This window comes from Azospirillum sp. B506, from assembly GCF_000333595.1.
In the GTDB taxonomy this organism is placed as follows: domain Bacteria; phylum Pseudomonadota; class Alphaproteobacteria; order Azospirillales; family Azospirillaceae; genus Azospirillum.
This window is the reverse complement of the sequence record NZ_BADK01000928.1, coordinates 1-1,719: the sequence shown is the minus strand read 5'-3', so window position 1 is coordinate 1,719 and position 1,719 is coordinate 1. Positions and strand designations below refer to the sequence as shown.

General features: G+C 63.5%; 1 protein-coding gene. It reads right to left on the bottom strand.

Going from position 1 to position 1,719, the window contains the following annotated elements; translation table 11 throughout:
• Positions 1-1,426, bottom strand: a 1,426-nt coding sequence (locus I71_RS28705; RefSeq protein WP_042702342.1) for a hypothetical protein, incomplete at its 3' end; no start/stop codon positions are given.
• Positions 1,427-1,719: the final 293 nt, after the last annotated feature.

Sequence of the window (1,719 nt, the reverse complement as noted above, 5' to 3'; positions counted from 1 at the left end):
GGGCGGTGCAGGGCTGCATGGAGATGACCTGCAGGCCTTCGCGCTCCACCATCTCCGCCTTGCGGCGGGCATACTGGCTGTCCTCCAGCTGGGAGAAGGGGCCGGAGAAACCGTTTTCCACCAGGACGCGCTTGGCTTTGGGGGCGATGGTCGCCACGCGCTCCAGCGTCGTCATGCCGGTGGACAGCGACGCGAGATCGACCGTCACCGGGACCATGAAGGTCAGACGCTCGCCGTCGCCGACGTAATAATCGAAGCCCGACACCTCTGCCCAGTTGAAGAACCACTGCGAGATGTTGCCGCCGAAATCATACAGGCGACCACCGCGTTGCAGCTCCGGCCCGATCAGGTCCCAAAACTCGTAGAAGCCGTCACCCGACCCCATCATGTTCATGAAGTCCTGGGTGATGCGGCGGTGTTCGACCACGTCCGGGCCAAACAGGCGGGCGAGACGCTCGTTCACCTCGTACTCGACGACCTTCAATTGCAGGCCTTCCAGCATGGCGGTCGCCATCAGGTGATGGGACAGCAGCGTCTTGCCGACGCCGCCGCGGTCATTGAGGACGAAGATCGTGCCCAGCATGCGATCGCCTTTCAAGTATGCGTTTGTTGAGTCGTCTTGGGTCATCGTGGCAGGCATCGGCTGGGATACAGGAAGGCCGGTGCCCGGCGCAACCGCCGTGGATGTCTGGTTGGAAACCGGCAGGGGGGCCGGCCTGGTCATCGCAGGTTCAGGAAGCGCGTCATGCGTCTCGGGATCGTCGTTGGCGCCGTCCTCTGGCCGCTCTTTCTCTGCGGACTCGTCGTTGACAACCATGGTCGCCGGGGCGAGCAGGTCCGGGCCAGGGGGGGCGGATTCAGGTCCGGCCGCGTCCGATTGTGGCGCCGGTGCGGCTTCGGCGGAGGTTTGCACTTCGGTGACGGCTTCTCCGGTAACCGGTTCTTCGTCCGGCAAGCTAACCGTAGCGATGACGTTGGCGGTGTCGTCAGCAGCGTCCGTTGACAGTTCAGCAGGCGTCTGCGAGTCGAGGCGCACCGCCTCGCCGACAGGCTCCGTTCCGGAGTCGGATCCCGCATCCATTTCCGTCTCGTCTTTCAGGCCGGCGGCCAGCGCAGCCTCATGAACCGCGGTCAGCATTTCCGCGGGCATGACGGTTACGGCGCCAGAGTCGCCGACGGGGTCGCTGCGTCCCTCGTTCCCGACCAGGAAGAAGGCAGAACGCAGGGTGACGGGCGAAATGGGCTGGTTGTCTCGGGCGGTCACGCCCAGCTTCGCCAGCAGATCGGAGATCTCGGCCCAGGACAGGCCGCGTTCGCGCATGAGTCCGATATCGGCATAGCTTTCGCGCACCGCCTGCATGGCGCTGCGGTTGCCAGCCGGGCGATCGGCAAGGAGCCGTTCAAGTTCCGAGCGGTCGATCGACACCGTATGGGATTCCGGCAAGATGAAATGACGGCGGGGAAGCGCCTGGACGTTGGATCACAAGGAATCCATTCCCCTTGGGCGGAAAAAATAGTACAAGCGGCCATCACGCGCAAACGGTTTCCAAACGACATCAACGACGCTAAACATGATTGCCCGGTCTGGAATCATCCGAGATACGGGGCAACTTCGCCGCCGTTCCGGCAGATGGTGTCATGACGTCGGCTTTTGGAACTGCCTGCCGGTTGCGCGGGTTGCCATATTTTCCCTATGGGAAAAGGGCCCGGCGACGGTGA